The sequence below is a fragment of the Paenibacillus glycanilyticus genome, from assembly GCF_051200795.1.
GTDB lineage: Bacteria > Bacillota > Bacilli > Paenibacillales > Paenibacillaceae > Pristimantibacillus > Pristimantibacillus glycanilyticus.
On the sequence record NZ_CP195155.1, the window covers coordinates 2665241 to 2682463 of the forward strand.

Genomic DNA, 17223 nt, shown 5'->3' on the forward strand with positions numbered 1-17223 from the left:
TTTCACGCTTTATTTTCATATAGAATTCATGAAGTTGACAAAATGAGAGGGGTATTACTATGCGTAAGAAAGTTTCGAAAGCAACCGCCATTCTGCTCATTTCAACGGTTGCATTCAGTACATTAGCAGCTTGCTCCAATGGAGGAAGCAACTCGGGCAATTCTTCATCCGAAGCTGGCGACAATGGATTTGCCAAGGGGAAATTTGATTCGCCTGTGACACTGACAACCATCGGCTGTATCAATTCTTCCTACAAATTCAAAGAGGGCGAATCTCTCGAGAACAATCTGCACACGCAATATATGAAGGAAAATCTGAACATTGATATCAAATACAAATACGTAACCGCTGCCGATCAATGTTCGAACAAGATTCGGCTTGACATGGCTGCGAACGATCCGCTGCCGGACGTGATGGCTATTAATGATCCGCAATTGATGGCCGATTTGATCGATTCGGGTAAAATGATGGATATTTCAGAGGCTTTCGAGAAGTATGCTTCACCTGAGTTGAAAAAAATGTACGACATTGATGAAAGCTACTGGGCGCAAGTCGTTAAAGACGGAAAGAAGTATGGCATTCCCGTATTGTCGAGAGCGCAGCAGAATGATCCGCTTCTGTGGATTCGCACGGATTATTTGAAAAAGCTGAACATGCAGGCGCCAAAAACATTCGAGGATCTTGAGAAGATTTTGGATGCAATGGTAAATACGGATTTAGGCAAAGGGAAGAACAATCCGCCTCTGGCGATTAGTCTTAAAGGCAATGGAGGCAGCATCTGGGATGGTCCGGTCTCCTGGCGCGGAGATGCAAGCTGGATATTCGGCGGCTTCGGAATTATTCCGACTTATTGGAACAAATGGCATGGTGATCAAATCGAATACGGATCCATTCAGCCGGAAATGAAGGATGCGCTTGCTTTAATGGCAGACTGGTTCAAAAAAGGATATATTTCTCCGGACGTAGGTCTCATTGATGTCGGGAAAAGCGATGAGACGTTCCGTACAGGCCAGGCGGGAATCACGGCAGGTCCTGTCTTTACATCAACCGTCGTACGTAATTATGTTCAGAAAAACGATCCAAACGCGACGGTGTCGCCATTCGAAATTCCTGCAGGACCTTCCGGCCAAGCAGGCCGTCACTTCACGGCAGTTCCGAATGGGGCAATCATGGTCAGCAAGGATTACAAACATATAGATGCGTTATTCCTCTACCTTAATAAATTAGTCGAGATTGGCAATCCGGCACCTGGCAGTGAGTTTGAGAAGGGTTGGAAGGAAGGCTATGATTACGTTCTGAAGGATGGCAAGGTGTCCAAATTAGAAGCGGACTTCCCGGACAAGCTCGCTGTTAACCCAAGCAAGTACTTCTTAACCGGTCAACCGATGATTGACCCGCAGCTGGAGCTGAACGCTCAAATGAAATTCTATAACGGAGAGAAGCCTTCTACTCCTTACGAACAAGGCTTGTATGACTTGATCCCTGAAAATGAAAGACAAAATCCAAAAACAGTAAACGACTGGCTTGGCGCCAAGTTAGTAACGGATCAAAAATCAGCGTCCATTGCCAACCTGTTCCTTGGACCGCAAACCGAGACGATGAAGTCCAAAGGGGAAGCGCTTAGCAAGATGGAAAGTGAAACGTTCCTCAAAATCATCTACGGTAAAGCCCCAATTGACGAGTTTGATACGTTCGTGAAGAACTGGAAGTCGATGGGCGGCGACAAAATTACGGAAGAAGTAAATGCCTGGTACGAAGCTGTACATGTTAAATAAGTAATGAAATAAAGCCAGCTGCAGCGTATGCCATAGCTGGCTTTTTCTAGGACCAGTGGAGCCGCTTCAACGTCTAAGTCCTATTTTGAGCCAAGAAGTGAAAGCGCTTTATTAGAATGTGGATGAATGGGAGGAGAGGAAGAGTATAATGAGGAAAATCGGAATATGGCTGTTGATGTTTACGCTAGTAATAAGTGCTGTATTAACTCCCGGCCTTTCGGGCAAGCAGGCATACGCAGCCGAGGGATTCGCGTATGACGCGGAGGCGGCATCGGGAGATATGGAGAATGTCTCCGGTCTTACCTGGACGAATGTACAAGCAGCCGTGGCAGGGAATTATATCATTCATATCCATTACAGCAATGCGGGGTCTGAGCCCAGACCGTTCAGCTTAAGGGTAAACGGGCAGAAGTATACCAGTTTTACGGGGATTCCAACGGGTGAAGAAGACACCTCTGGCGAGAATACGCCAACCGCGATCGTGCTGTTGAATCAAGGCTCGAACATGATTAACCTTTCTGCGGAAGGCGAAGGCGGTCCTAAGGTTAATTCGATTGAAGTAATCCCGTTTGCGACGATTGTTGAAGCCGAGAATGGAGGAGGTGCTGCTCATTCCGGCGTTACGATTGCCGCCAACTCCGGCACCGCTCCAGGATTCTCCGGCACCGGTTACGCCAGCATTGCTTCCGGCGTTAACGGATACTTGTTATACAATCATGTTGATGTTCCCCAAACCGGGACGTACACGATGAAAGTAAGATACAGTTTGGGCAATACGGCACGGCCTTACGCGATAACCGTGAATGGAGAGAGAATTCAAGATGCGAAAGGGGCTTCAACAAGCTCATGGGCGAACTGGCAGTATGAAGAAATAAAAGGAATCCGCTTAAACGCAGGTGCAAACACATTAAAGATTGAGCGGATCGGGACGAATGCGACGCCGGTCATCGACAGATTCGAGTTCGTTAACGAAGCAATACCCGATCTGGGAGACCAGACATTCCGTACAACGACTTTTGAGGCATCGGACGTGGATCCTGTCATCGCCGGAACAGAAACGGGGGCGACATTAAACTCCGCTCTGATTAGCGGCAGTGCGCTAAAAACCAGCTCCGCCAGCACTGTCAAAATCATCGACGACGAGGGGTCCCGTGTTGCAGAGGTAACAACGCCTTCGTACAAGCCAGGGATTATAGGTTTTCCTTTCCATTCCAGCTGGGTAGCGCCGGTTTCGATGAAGAGCTATACGTTGGAATCCCGTTTTCTGCTGAAGGATGAACAAGCCAATTACATCTTCAAGCTGATCAGTGCTTCCGGTATGGAAAGCCCGATCTTTACATTTGGAATGGACAATCAGATCTACGCCCGATCCAACGCAACAGAGACAGGGGCAATGGCTGCAAGAAGCAGCTGGAGTATGGATAATTGGAACAAGATCAAACTGATTGTTCATTTGGATACAAAAAGCTACGATTTGTACCTGAATGATACGCGAATCGTGAACAGCGAGTCTTTGCAAAACAACGCTTACTTAGGCGGACTTAAGGGCTTCATGATGGAAGTCAAGGACGGTGCGCGTCAGGAAACCAAAATCCTGGTTGATGATGTCCAGTTATCAGGTTCCAATAACGCTGGTACGGCTCCGGTTGCGAACCCGAACCCCGGAGCGGTCTTTGAAGAGCAGCCTTACATTGGAGAGCCTGTTCAATATTATGTCAGCCCTGGCGGAGTGGATGCCAATAATGGATTAAGCACGGCGACTGCTTTCAAGACCATAACGAAAGCGATAAGCGTTACGAATCCGGGTGATACCGTCAACCTCATGCCCGGAACCTATTCTCCGGTGAATGATGCCAATAACTTCGTGCTTATTAATCGTTCAGGGGCGAGGGATGTAAAAACCGGCGAAGAGCATTACATCACCTATAAAGCATACGACATGAACAATAAACCGAAGCTCCTCCTCCCTCCAGGAATTAAAGGGGTATGGGACATGGTTGATGTCTCGGCCAATTATATTATTCTGGATGGTCTGGAGATCGAAGGGAACAACCGGAATCTGACGCTAGCGGAAGGGGAAGCCAATTACGAGAGTATCGCAAGCGGAGGTTCCGACTGGTCGACATACGCGAAGACGAATACCAATGGAATCACTCTAAATGGTCATCATCTTGTCGTAAAGAATAGTCAAATCCATCATATGTCCGGCGGCGGTGTTGGCGGCGGCGGAGATTATATCACGATCGACCATAATGACATTTATTCGAATTCCTGGTATTCCTTTTATGCAACTAGCGGCATCAGCTTTATGAATGATAAGGATTACGATAACAATACGACGGATTATAAAATTATTGTCCGGAACAATCTGGTGCATGACAACGAAACCAAGGTGAAGTGGGAAAAGACGAAGGATTATTCGGATGGAAACGGCATTATTTTCGATGTCGATGAAACTTACAAAGGAAAAAAACTTGTCATAAACAACATTGTCTATGATAACGGCGGAGGCGGCATCCATATTTATCGCAGCAATAACGTTCATGTTATAAACAACACGGTCTATCACAACAGCAGAAGTCCTCACTTGAAATATCCCAATATGGATGTGCAGTCCGGCGACAATGCCATTTTCTTGAATAATATTTCGATTGCAAGGGATGAAGAAGGGGAGTATGCCAATGGCAGCGCGGGCTGGAATAATCTGTTCGCAAACAATATATATGGCGGTTTAACCCGGTTTCTTGGACAAAACGACAAGGTTGCCGACCCTGAATTTGTGTCCGTAGCGGATGAAACTTTTGATTTTCATCTGCAGCAGGATTCCCCGGCTATTGATACGGGCACCCGTACGATGGCGCCAAGTGAAGACTTCGATGGGAATGTTCGTCCGTTTGCAGGGACTGGAGCGAATGCGAGAGTAGATATCGGTGCCTATGAAACAGCATGGAATAATGCTTCTTTCCTTGAGGATGATACGGTGCAAATTACGGAACCTACCCCGGAAGTGCCGAAAGCTACAACGGCAGCAAAGGGAACGCCGGTTATTGATGGGGTTATCGATGATATTTGGTCTACGACACCAAGCAATCAAGCGCTCTATTTAAGCGACCCGACGAAAGGTTATCCATTAGCAAAGGTGCGATTGCTGTGGGATGAACATCAGTTATACGTATTGGCGGAGGTGGAGGATCACAATTTGAATGCCACCGGCGGAAACTTGTGGGAGCATGACTCCATGGAGTTCTTCGTAGACGAGAATGATGCTAAAACAGCAACGTATGAAGCAGATGACAGTCATTATCGCGTCAATTACCAGAATCTCAGAAGCGCGGGCAAGAACGCTACCGCTGACAGCTTTACTTCGGCGGCCAAGGTTGTTGACAGCGGCTATGTGATTGAAGCGGCTCTTCCTTTGCGAACGATTAAACCAACTGTCGGCACGGTAATCGGATTTGATTTTGGAGCGAGCGATGACAGCAATTATGACGGCATTCGGGATAATGCAACGATGTGGAGTAATCGAAAGCTGAATTCGAATGCATCCACGTCTTTATTCGGAAATGTAACTTTGGTAGCTCCACCGGCGGTGGCGCCTGGAGCCGGGAGCGGCAACGGCGACTCAGGCAGCGATACGAATTCACAGGTGAAGGTACCGGACAGTTCGGAAATCGAATTGAGTCCGGCATTAACGGGCAACAAGGCAGCTGCCGAGCTCACCGAGGCGATGCTTCATGCGATGTTGACCAAAGCAGCAACAGATGGCGAGGGAAATAAAAAAGTAACGGTGCACATCAAGGAAACGGCGGGTGCGCAGACCTATGTGCCATCCATTCCTGCGGCGTTCTTTAAAGGAATGGCGGGTTCTAACCAACTGGAGCTGAATACGGCATTGGCAACCATACTTTTATCCAACGAAATGCTGCAGGGAATAGATCTGGAAGGAGCATCGAAGGTTGAGATCACCATTGGCTCCGCTGACCGTTCCAAACTTTCAAGTGAAGTGAAAGGGAAAATTGGCGACAAGCCTGTCATTGATTTGGCCTTATTCGTGGACGGCAAGCAAGTAACATGGAAGAACAAGCAAGCTCCTGTCGTCGTGTCCATTCCGTATAAGCCAACACCGGATGAAAGGAAGAAGCCGGAGCATATCGCGATCTGGTATATAGACAGTGAAGGTAAGGTCGTAAAAATCCCTTCAGGACGCTATGAAGCTAGCACCGGAATGGTCATGTTCACTACCAATCATTTCAGTACGTTTGCCGTAGGTTATCATATCTCGGGCTTTTCGGATCTTGGGCCGTTCGAATGGGCGAAGGAGCCGGTTGAAGTATTGGTGTCCAAAGGCATTATTAAAGGTACAAGTGAAGCAACCTTTGGTCCAGGCAAAAGGATAACAAGAGCGGATTACATTTCCCTATTGATCCGCACCTTAGGAATAGAGAAAGATATAAGTTCAAATTTTGCAGATATTCAAGCAACGGATTATTTTTACAATGAGGTGGGTATTGCCAAGGAGCTTGGGATTGCAAAAGGGCTGAGCGATGGCCGTTTTGGTCCGCGGCAGGAGATCAGCAGGCAGGAAATGATGGTTCTGACTGCAAGAGCTTTGCAGGCTGCGGGATATTCATTGCCAATCGCGGCGGAGGAGAAAAGCTTGGACAGCTTTGCCGATGTTAATCTGGTATCCGAATATGCCAAGAGTAGTATGGCTGCACTTGTGCAAGCTGGAATGGTCCAAGGGGAGAGAGGCAATCTGAATCCAATAGGCTATTCAACCCGCGCAGAAGCGGTCGTGCTGATCTATAGAGTTTATCAACTTCTGAAATAACCTATAAAAAGTCTTGTGCGCAGCAAGAAGTTCACTGCGTGCAAGACTTATTAACTTGAGGTGACTTATGAACAAACCGACAATCCTGCTTCGTTCATCTTGGCAGACTGTGAATATTGGAGATATTGCGCATACTCCCGGCGTATTAAAGCTGTTGAATACTTATATGCCTGAGGCGGGGGTTATTCTATGGGCATCGGATGATTTCAATCAAGAGGTTCTCGCCATGCTCCGCAGACGCTTTCCTGAGCTTCAAGCCGTGCAGGGACGTATTGGCAATGATGGCCGTGCATCCAATCCGGAGCTGCAGAAAGCGGTGGAACAGAGTGATTTTCTGCTTCACGGCTCGGGTCCATTGCTTGTCGGCCATGAGGATGTGAAAGCATACCGGCAGCATACGGGCAAGCCATATGGTGTCTTTGGCATCACTTATGGCGGTTATAATGAATCGAATTGGCCGGCTATGCAGCAGCTCTTGTCAGAGGCAGCATTCGTCTATTTCCGCGACTCCGTTTCACTGGCGAAAGCCATAGACGATGGCATTTATTGTCCCATTATGAGGTTTGGGCCAGATGGCGCTTTCGCAGCAGATTTAAGAGATGACGCCCGGGCAACGGCCTTTTTAAACGAAAAAGGTCTGGAGGAGGGTCAATTTATTTGCTGTATTCCAAGGTACCGCTATACGCCGTTCTGGACAATAAAGAACGTTTCCTTCGATGAAGACAAGCATGCCTATAATCAAGCGATGAAGGAACTTGATCATGTTGAGCTCAGGCAGGCCGTTATCGAGATTGTGAGGAAGACTCCATATAAAGTGCTGATTTGTCCGGAGGATATGACCCAAATGGAACTCGGAAAAGAAATGCTGTGGGATGAGCTTCCAGAGGATGTTAAGCCGAACGTCGTTTGGAGAGACCGATTCTGGCTGACGGATGAGGCATTAAGCGTATATGTGCGTTCGGCTGGGCTTTTCGGCAATGAAATGCATTCGCCTATTATGTGTATTGGCAACGGGATTCCGGCTATCGTATGCAGGTTCAAAGAGCAGACCTCCAAAGGATACATGTGGCAGGACATCGGCCTTGACGAATGGCTGTTTGATTTGGATCTGGAGCAAGACAAAAAAAGAATTATCCCTGCTGTTCTCCAGTTAGCGATGAACGGAGAGTCTGCCAAGCATGCTGCGGCTCAGGCACAGCAGCGTGTTCAGGCACTCCAGCGCGAGATGGTGAATACGTTGAAGCGGGCTATGGGTTGATTTCACATGATAATGGATTATGAGTTTTTCAGTGGTTTTACTCCTCGAATGATCGAGGTGGCTATTCGAAATAGACAGGTATGGGAGCAGCTCGAATACCAAATCGCAAGGGAACGGACGGGTGTACACTCGCTTGCTTATGTGTACAGCGGAGAAGGGGTGCTTGCATTTGACGGCGAAGAGAAGCCTCTTGGTCCCGGAGACTTATTTCAAATCTGGCCGGGACTCCCCATGCGATTAACCTCCAGTCGTTCGAACCCTCTTCATTTCCATTCCTTTCTGTTTCAATACCGGACGATTCAATGGGAAGGGGGCACTATGCTCAGCCGCGAGGCGTCCGGGAAACTGCCGTTGCAGCTTGGAAACGCAGGGCCTGAGCAGATGGTGCTTGAATCTGTTTTTCGGGAGGCCTATGAGCTCTGGCAAGACAAAAACAACGGCTATGAGTGGCATGTCAAGCTGCAATTGTTAAATGCTCTTCAGCTTATTCAAAGACTAGGAGCCAATCGGGAAGATCATCCGGGTGCGGTGACCGCCGTTCAGAAGGCTATTCAGTATATGAAGCAGTCATTCAAAGAGAATCTTACCCGTGATCAGCTGGCAGAAAGCATTTCCTTGTCCCCCGGCTATTTCTCCGTCTTATTCAAAGCTCATACAGGCATTAGTCCAATCCGTTATTTAAACAAAATCAGAATTGATCAGTCTAAGTTATTGCTTAGAAATACGGATCTGCCTATTAAAGAAATTGCGGAGGAAAGCGGGTTCGAGGATTCCTTCTATTTCTCCAGATTGTTTCAGAAAGAGACGGGAATGTCTCCAAGAGATTTCCGAAAATCATAAGCTTTGAAGGGCATGAGAATCTGACAATAATCCAGATTCTCATGCCTTTTCTTCATGTACGTTAGATTCCCGGCATTGTAAAGTAGAGCTAATAAAGCGATTACATTTTTTGCAGGGCAAAGGAGAGGTTCCCATGACTAAGCCTAAAATTATTGATACGGATGTGCATAATGCGATTGCCAAGTCCGAAGATTTACTGCCATTCTTGCCGAGAGTATGGCATGAATATTGGAAATCGGCCGGAGCGGGCTACGGAGGCGGCTGGCATTCGCCAATTGGCGTATTGCGCTCCGATGCCATCCCGCCGGGAGGCGGCTTGCCTGGCAGCGATCCGAAGCATATGCTTGAGCATCATTTTCACAAGTACGGAATTGATTACGGCATATTGACGGGCTCCGGCATTCTGGGAATCTCGCTCAATCCCAATCCGGATTACGGGAACGTTATTGCAAGCGCGTATAACGATTGGCTTGCTGAGACATGGCTCAAGGCCAGCCCCGTCTATAAAGGCTCGATTCTGATTAATCATGCGGATCCACTGGCGGCGGCGAAAGAAATTGATCGTATGGCAGCTAACAAAAACATGGTGCAAGTTATCATGTGCAGCGGTTCGCGGATGCTGTTCGGTCAACGCTTCTATCATCCGATCTATGAGGCAGCTGAGCGTAACGGCTTGCCGGTGGCGGTTCATCCCGGAACGGAAGGAAGAGGGATTGCGGGCGCGCCTACGCCATCCGGTTATCCGACCTCTTACCTGGAATGGCATAATATATTGCCTGCTAACTATATGGCGCATGTCAATTCTCTTGTATGCGAAGGCGTATTTGAGAAGTTTCCCTCTTTGAAGTTCGTGGCGATTGAAGGCGGTATCGCTTGGCTGCCACATCTCATGTGGCGAATGGACAAGAACTACAAAGGCCTAAGAGATCTGGTGCCGTGGCTGAAGCGGCTGCCATCCGAATATATCAAGGAACATATTCGTCTGACGACTCAGCCGATAGAAGAGCCCGCCAACAACGAGCATCTGAATCAAATTTTGGATATGGTTGATGCCGGCAGAACCGTCATGTTCTCATCCGATTACCCGCATTGGGACTTTGATAATCCGAAGATGGCGCTTCAGCCGATTCGCAAGGAGCTTCGTCAGCGTATTTTGGTGGAGAACGCGATCGAGCTCTACGGTCTACACGAAGCTCCGCCTGCTGCCGTGACAGCTGCTGAAGCGGCTTCCAGTAAGGAGGAGTAGCAAGATGGAAAAAACGCAAAATCGTTACGAAGCGGCAACGGCCGAAGAACTGCGAAAGGCCAAACGATTGATCGTTACAGTCAAGGGAATGGAAATCGGCTTATTTGCGGCAGGGGAGCAGTTATTTGCCTGGCGCAACATTTGTCCCCATGCCGGCGCTCCGGTATGCCAAGGTCCGGTATGCGGGACAAGGCTGCCTTCCCTGGTCTATGAGTACAAGTATGGCAAAGATCAAGAAATTGTCCGTTGTCCGTGGCATGGCTGGGAGTTTGATTTGCTTACCGGGCAGCATCTGGTTGACGAGAAGGTAAAGCTGCGCGGTTATAAGGTTGAGGTGGAAGACGGCAAGGTATATGTCGTTATCTAATTTAAAATAGACGGAGGGTATACATTGTTAAGCAAACATTCAAAAAACAATCCCGTTGATTTTCTGATCATCGGCGGTGGTCCGGCAGGATTGTTCGCTGCTTTTTATGGAGGGATGCGCCAAGCCTCTGTGAAGATTATTGAGAGCATGCCTCAGCTTGGCGGTCAGCTGTCCGCGCTTTATCCCGAGAAATATATTTATGACATAGCCGGGTTCCCGAAGGTAACCGCCCAGGAGTTGGTTGACCGGTTGAAAGAACAGTTAAGCCATTTCCCAACAGACCTTGCTCTGGAGGAGAAGGTATTGAATGTCATCAAGCATGACGAGAGGCTGTTCGAAGTTGTAACCGATAAATCTTCCCATTATGCAAAAGCCGTCATTATTACGGGCGGTGTCGGAGCGTTTGAGCCTAGGAGGCTGGAGCATCCCGAAGCTGCCAGATTCGAGAGCAAAAATTTGCATTATTTCGTAGATGACCTTAAGCGCTTTGCCGGGCAGAAGGTGCTGATCAGCGGAGGCGGGGATTCTGCAGTCGACTGGTCGCTAATGCTGGAACCGATTGCGGAGCAAGTGACGCTCGTCCATCGCCGGGACAAATTCCGCGCGCATGAGCACAGCGTGCAGACTTTAATGAATTCGAAGGTTAACGTTCTGACGAATAAGGAAATTACCGGACTGTATGGCGATGAGGGGATCGAAGCCGTGACCCTTCTGGATACAAAGACGAAGGAAGAGGTTCGCCATGAGGTGGATGCCGTGATTGTGAACTATGGATTCGTATCCTCGCTTGGTCCTATTGCAGAGTGGGGAATCGATATTCAGAGCGGATCAATCGTAGTCGATACCCGCATGGAGACAAGCATACCGGGCATTTTCGCCGCAGGAGACATAACGACTTACCCAGGCAAGCTGAAGCTGATTGCGGTCGGCTTCGGAGAAGCGCCAACCGCGATTAATAACGCCAAGGTTTATATCGATCCGGATGCCAAGCTGTCGCCGGGTCACAGCAGTCATATGAAGCGTGCGTAAGGAAGTGGAGAGGTGTATGTAATTGCAAACGAAATAAAGTCGCCATCCGAGGCTTTTCTTGAAGAGCAGCGTGTGCCTTTTAATTGGAAAGCATGCTCTGTCCTGCCGGATGGTATATCGATAACCGAGCTGCATTGGCGTTCGCAGGAGTTGTTAGAGACGGATCATGCCCGGCTAAGGATCACAGTGGCTGTCGATGTCCGGGAGAATAAGACGATCGAAGTGTTTGCTCTGCGTACAAAGAACGTGCTGGGTACGCTGGATATCCGATATGCTCACGTATTCCAGATATTCGAACTGCCTTTAGGATTAAATGAAGCGCTGATCGCATTGAAGGAAGGGGTAGGGCTTCGCATGATAGAAGGAGAAGCCCCGCTGTGGTTTTTTGCAGGGAGTCCTTCCACTAGCAGCATCGAACCTGTGCATTTGCCGCATTTGATGATAGGAGATGCCAAGACGCCTCTGGAGTCGTTCGAGGACAGGTTTAATTCGCTGGCCAGCATTCAGCCATTCGGCTGGATGGAAGGCTGCGTACTTGACGGGCTGCTGGATGCTGGATTTACATCGACCGCACGCCGGCATTTGGAGCTGTTTGTGAAGAACAACGAACTGGTCTATGAGGATCCAAGAAGCAGACCTTCGGATGGCTGCTTCTACGGCATTGAATCTACGCTGCCGATCGCGATGCTTACGAAGCTAGTTCCAGCGCATCCTCTGGCGGACTTGGCCGTTCAATTCATGAAGAAGAGTGCGGATTCGCAAGGCGTAATAAAAGATGGCGATACCGTATCCGCGGAAGGCAGCTATACAATCGCGTACCCGTTATCCGTGATCGCCGCGCACCGGAAGGATCGCGAATTGGCACAGCTTGCCTTTAAACAGCTTGAATTAAGAAGTGCCTTGTTATGGGAAGGCGGAGCTTTATATTTAAGAAGGCAGGATAACGGGTCGCGCAGCTTCAGTAACTGGGGACGAGCATATGCGTGGCATCTGCTTGGGCTTATCCGCACGCTTGAACAATTGAAGGACAAAGAGTTGCTATCCAGTCAACAGCTGCAGCTTATCGAAGAGGAGTATAGGGAAACGCTGCGGCACGCCTATTCGTTCAGAAGCGTTAGAGGGCTATGGAGCTGCTTCATAGATGAAGAGGAGAGCGGCGTTGATACCTCGGCCTCTGCCGGAATTGCGGCGTCACTCGCCATTGCTGACCGTATAGGCATTCGCTTATTTAACGGCGCGTCTGATGCAGCACGCACGGCAGCATCTCTATATCGTTATCTAACGCCGGATGGATTGGTGGCCGGAACGGCACAAAGCAACAAAAACGGGGAAGAGCTGCAGCGAAGCGGGTATCGGGTTATATCGCAAATGACAATGGGACTGCTGGGACAATTGGCAGCGGCTTTACCTTGCAAGCAATGGCTTTAATGATAAACGGGGGGGGGATTCAGGTTGCATATTTCAATTAAGGCGACAGATGATCAAACCATTATACAAACGAATTTCTGGAATCATATTCATTTCCACCCGACAGATGCTATTGAAGACATCTGGGGGAAACGCGTACTGGATAAGGTTGCACAGGATCAAGCGGCCAAGTATGTGCGGATGTATGCCATGCTGGAGGATATTGTTACGAGATCGCCGGAAGGAGAACTTCAGTATGATTTTACCATGAATGATCATCGGCTTGATTATTTGCTCGGGCTCGGCTTTAAGCCGCTTATCTGTTATAATTTCATGCCTCGCGCCATAGCCAAAAACCCGTTGCAACTATCCAAGCTGGAGCGTTACAAAGGCAAACGCATCAATTATTCGGAACCGGCGAATTATCTGGAGTGGCAAGAGGTTGTCCATCAGTATGCAAAACATATAACAGAGCGATATGGCATCGAAGAGGTTAAGCAATGGTATATGCACTGCTGGAACGAGCCAGATCTCCATTACTGGCTGTCTGATCAAATCTATGCGGAGCATCAAGAGAAGCTCCCGGCCTACTGCCGGTTGTATGATCATTTTGCCGCGGGAGTGAAGCGCGTGTCCTCGGACCTTCGCATAGGCGGTCCTTCCGCTTGTTATGATCGCAGCTTCGTCGATGCCTTCCTTCGGCATACGAGAGAGGGCAGGAACGATGCGACCGGGGAAGCGGGAACTCCTATCGATTTCTTCTCCGTACATGTCTATTCCATTAACCCGGCTGAATTCAGCAAAGGTCTGCGGCCAAGCGTCAACGGCATTGTTGAACATATATTCCAGGAATACTCCGATATTGCGAAACGTCATGGCTATGGCGATTTGGAAATTATTGCGGATGAGTGGGGAGCGAGCAGCAACGGCTTCAGTAATGTGGACCATTATCCGGATCTGATTTTCAGGGAGACCGAGTATTTTCCGGCTTTCTACGTTCGCATGGTAGATACGTTAATTCGCGAGATGCCCAAACGGCAAATTCCGCTCAGCAAGATGATGATCTGTCTGTCGGGGCAGCATCATCTGGATCGGGATTTCGAGGGTTACCGGAGCTTCTTCACCTTAAATGACTACAAAAAACCTATCTATAACGGTTACGTTCTTATGGCTAAGCTAGGGAACAAACTGCTGTCACACCATACCGTCGATCGGGAAGAAGGTGTTGGAATCATTCCGACACAGGACGATAACGGCAATTATAAAATCGCATTGTATTATACAGATGACGATTTCTCCAAGAAGCTGGGCAGCAAGCGGGTTACCCTTCGTCTGGAGGGCATTCAAGGACGCTACCGGATACGCCACTACCGATTGGATCATACGCATAGCAATGCGTATACGATGTTCAAAGAGTTAGGCAGCCCGTCTCAGCCAACACAGCAGCAGCGGGAAGCCATTCAGCAGGCAGGAGAATTGACGCTGTATTACCCGGAGTACACGGCTGACCTTCAGGGCAGCTATGAAGAGCATATTGTACTAACGGGACATGCGGTATCATTCCTGGAATTAGAGCCCATTCATTACAATAAACAATAAAACATCATAAATGACTATTTTCTAATATAGGAAGTATGCATCTCCCCTGCGATAATGAATGACGAAGCTTGGTAGAAACAAACGATTACGGAGGAATAAAACATGAGTGTAAAATTTGGCGTACAGCTATACACATTAAGAGATCTAACCGCACGAAACTTTATAGGAACTTTAGAAAAAGTAGCCGCTCTTGGTTACCAAGGAGTAGAGTTTGCAGGCTATGGCGGAATAGAGGCTAATCAATTAAAAGAACGTTTGGATCAATTGGGCTTATTGGCGGCGGGCAGCCACGTTAGCTATGAGAGAATGCTATCTTCCCTGGAAGAAGAAATCACTTATAATAAAATATTAGGCAATCGAAACCTAATCATCCCTTACTTTGAAGGCAACAAATTCTCGGATGGGGAAGAACGCCGTCGATTTCTTGAAAACTTAAATCAAATAGGCCAAAAATGTGCCGAGGCTGATATGCAGCTGCTCTATCACAATCATGAATTTGAGTTTACGATCGAAGTAAATGGAAAAACGATGTTCGATTATATCTTTGACAGCATGGATAAAAGTCTGCTCCAAGCTGAATTAGATGCATGCTGGGCATTCCGCGCTGGTTACGACCCAGCAGCTATTATCAGGCAGTACAATGACCGGATGCCGCTTGTGCACTTAAAGGATATGAGGAAGAACAATGATGGACAAGTATTGACGGTTGAACTTGGACAAGGCGAGGTCAATCTGAATCGCATTGTTGCCGCTGCAACGGATTCGGCTGTCCAATGGCTTATTGTGGAGCAGGATGAATGTCAAGACGAACCTTTGGCAAGTATTGCAACAAGCATGGGATGGATCAAACGTAACACATAGACAACAACTTATAACGGTAATCTCAGGCTTACTCCCATCTGTTGAGTAAGCCTGAATTTTGTTTGGATAAGATACAACATCACGATAAATTCCTATCAATCTCGAAAAAGTTGCATATCTAAAATGACCCTCATTATTTAAGATGAAAGGGCAAGAATAAAAGTCGCAAATAATCAGGAGGGTTAAAGATGAGAGCTACAAACAAAAGATTAATGCTTGCCGTTCTTACTGTTACGCTTGCGGCGTTGACCGCATGCAGCAGCAATAATACGGATAAGGCTGAGGTTAACCATTCTAAAACAGAGAATAATCAAAAAGACACTGCAGCCTCTAATGACGGACCGCTCACAAAGTACCCGGAACCCGTAACGCTAACAACTGCCAAGGTGTTGGAGGGTGATGTGAAGTTTAAAGAAGGCGAGAGCATCGATAACAATATTATTGATAAATCAATCGAGGAAGACCTAAACATTAAAATGAAGTATTTGTGGACTGCTTCGAATACGGCGGAATTGACGGAGAAAATCAGGCTTGCCTTGTCTGCCAATCAAGAGCTTCCGGACATGCTCGCCATATCGGATCCTCTTCTTATGAACCAGCTGGTTCAGTCGGGCAAATATCAGGAGGTTGAGCCGGTTTTCGAGAAATATGCAGTCGACAATTGGAAACAAGGCTATGAGAGTCATCCTGAGGTTTGGAATGGTGTTACGTTTGAAGGCAAGAAATACGGTCTGCCGATGTTTAATATGGTTGGCCGCGGCAATGTCATGTGGATTAGGGAAGACTGGCTGAAAAAATTGAATCTCAAGGCTCCAACTACAATTGCGGAGCTGGAAACGGTTATGGACGCTTTCACGAATAAAGATCCTGATGGCAACGGGAAAAAAGACACCTATGGTTTGGCCGTAGCGTTAAAAGATATGGGGGTCAACAGCACGTGGCTTGGCAGCACGGATTTCGCGTTTGCGGCCGACGGCATCGTCTCCTCAGATAACGTCTGGTTGAAGAAGGAAGATAACTCGGTATACCAGCCTTTGCTTACTCCTGAAGCGAAAGGCGGCCTTGACCGGCTGCAGCAATGGATGAAGAAAGGTTATTTTCCGCAAGACAGCGGTATTTATGACAATATGAAAGCATCCGAGCTATTTACGAGCGGCAAAGCAGGCATTACTTTCGGGGCGTATTGGTTATCGATCTGGCCGTTTCCGGATCTGACCAAGAATGTGCCGGGCTCCGAATTCAAAGCTTATCCTTATCCGGTCGGAGAAGGCGGCAGCTACAAGGTAGCCATGGAAAGTCCAACGAACGGCGTCAATATTATGATTCGAAGCAAGATCGAGCATCCGGAAGCCGTTGTTAAATATTTAAACTGGTTCTTTAAAAACTATCTGGATCCGGGTAAAGGTTCTAAATACGAGTATGGCCTTGCCGAAGGTTATGATTGGGCAGTCGTCGACGGTCAACCAACAAATGATAAGAGCAAGGTACCTAACTATATGGATGCCGTTCGAATCAGTGTGCCGAAAGACTTCCAGCTTCCTGATGCCTGGATGCAAATGCTGCGCAAATTTACCGCCGGTGAGAAGCCGGTTACCCCGATGGAAGTGAAACAGTATGGCGGGGAGGACGCGAAGAGCTTGGAAGCAGCCAAGATTTTGCTGGACGACATCGACGCCGGACGTCAATTGAAGCCAATCATCGGCATCCCGGTTACGCCATCGATGATGACGAAAAACGCGATGCTGGACAAAATGCGCAAAGAAACGTTGACCAAAATCATTTACGGGGAAGCCTCCGTGGATTCGTATGACAAGTTTTTGGCCGATTATGACAAAGCCGGCTATGAGAAAATTAAGGCAGAAGTTAACGAATGGTATCAGTCAAGCAGTAAGTAAACGAAGGCGAAGCTTGCGATTTATCGCGGGCTTCGCTTTTTTTTGTTCGCCGATTCAGTCAGCGTGCATTAGATAGTGAAGACAGACAGGCCATATGGTCCTGTCTGTTTTTCAT

11 protein-coding genes are annotated in these 17223 nt (G+C 48.0%); all 11 read left to right on the forward strand.

All coding sequences use genetic code 11. From position 1 onward, the window contains the following. Window positions 1-59: 59 nt before the first annotated feature. Complete coding sequence (locus ACR9FF_RS12255; RefSeq protein WP_435171331.1) at window positions 60-1775, forward strand: ABC transporter substrate-binding protein; 1716 nt, start codon at window positions 60-62, stop codon at window positions 1773-1775. 148 nt (window positions 1776-1923) lie between these two features. Beyond that, window positions 1924-6606 carry a sugar-binding protein gene (locus ACR9FF_RS12260; RefSeq protein ID WP_435171333.1) on the forward strand — a complete coding sequence of 1561 codons (4683 nt, stop codon included), beginning with the start codon at window positions 1924-1926 and terminating at the stop codon, window positions 6604-6606. Window positions 6607-6673: 67 nt separating this feature from the next. Then, window positions 6674-7864, forward strand: coding sequence for a polysaccharide pyruvyl transferase family protein (locus ACR9FF_RS12265; protein ID WP_435171335.1), 1191 nt, complete (start codon window positions 6674-6676; stop codon window positions 7862-7864). Window positions 7865-7870: 6 nt separating this feature from the next. Then, complete coding sequence (locus tag ACR9FF_RS12270; protein WP_435171336.1) at window positions 7871-8704, forward strand: helix-turn-helix domain-containing protein; 834 nt, start codon at window positions 7871-7873, stop codon at window positions 8702-8704. 133 nt (window positions 8705-8837) lie between these two features. Continuing rightward, entirely contained in the window at window positions 8838-9950 is a 1113-nt protein-coding gene (locus tag ACR9FF_RS12275) for an amidohydrolase family protein (protein WP_435171337.1), read from the forward strand. Window positions 9951-9954: 4 nt separating this feature from the next. Next, a complete protein-coding gene (locus tag ACR9FF_RS12280) occupies window positions 9955-10317 on the forward strand; it encodes a Rieske (2Fe-2S) protein (protein WP_435171338.1) in 363 nt (120 codons plus the stop codon). 24 nt (window positions 10318-10341) lie between these two features. Beyond that, a complete protein-coding gene (locus tag ACR9FF_RS12285; protein ID WP_435171339.1) occupies window positions 10342-11346 on the forward strand; it encodes an NAD(P)/FAD-dependent oxidoreductase in 1005 nt (334 codons plus the stop codon). Between the two features lie 12 nt (window positions 11347-11358). Then, complete coding sequence (locus tag ACR9FF_RS12290; RefSeq protein WP_435171340.1) at window positions 11359-12774, forward strand: glycoside hydrolase family 88 protein; 1416 nt, start codon at window positions 11359-11361, stop codon at window positions 12772-12774. A gap of 24 nt (window positions 12775-12798) precedes the next feature. Continuing rightward, window positions 12799-14352 carry a GH39 family glycosyl hydrolase gene (locus tag ACR9FF_RS12295; protein ID WP_435171341.1) on the forward strand — a complete coding sequence of 518 codons (1554 nt, stop codon included), beginning with the start codon at window positions 12799-12801 and terminating at the stop codon, window positions 14350-14352. 102 nt (window positions 14353-14454) lie between these two features. Further along, window positions 14455-15213 carry a sugar phosphate isomerase/epimerase family protein gene (locus tag ACR9FF_RS12300; RefSeq protein WP_435171342.1) on the forward strand — a complete coding sequence of 253 codons (759 nt, stop codon included), beginning with the start codon at window positions 14455-14457 and terminating at the stop codon, window positions 15211-15213. A 188-nt stretch (window positions 15214-15401) separates the two neighbouring features. After that, a complete protein-coding gene (locus ACR9FF_RS12305) occupies window positions 15402-17108 on the forward strand; it encodes a sugar ABC transporter (protein ID WP_435171343.1) in 1707 nt (568 codons plus the stop codon). Window positions 17109-17223 lie beyond the last annotated feature (115 nt).